Raw genomic sequence first — 214 nt, forward strand, 5'->3', positions numbered from 1 at the left:
TGCGACCTGGCTGAAAGCCAATCCGGTGCCGCAGACCGGTGCCACCACCGCACTGGGCCAGCTGGCCGACCGCGCACGCCAGCAGCAGCGTGAACTGCTGGATGGCGCGATGACCGCGCCGCAGGGCAACGTGCAGAAGCTGCTCGGCGACTTCTGGGCCAGCGGCCTGGACGAGGCCGCGGTGGAAGCCGACGGCTCCAACCCGATCGCCCCG

The 214-nt window shown here is 71.5% G+C and carries 1 protein-coding gene; it reads left to right on the forward strand.

Annotation, left to right across the window (positions count from 1 at the left end; translation table 11 throughout):
• Positions 1-214, forward strand: a 214-nt coding sequence (locus RRF55_RS29150) for a hypothetical protein (protein WP_439419471.1), incomplete at both ends; no start/stop codon positions are given.

Source organism: Klebsiella sp. K47 (assembly GCF_051858335.1).
Taxonomy (GTDB): domain Bacteria; phylum Pseudomonadota; class Gammaproteobacteria; order Enterobacterales; family Enterobacteriaceae; genus Klebsiella; species Klebsiella pneumoniae.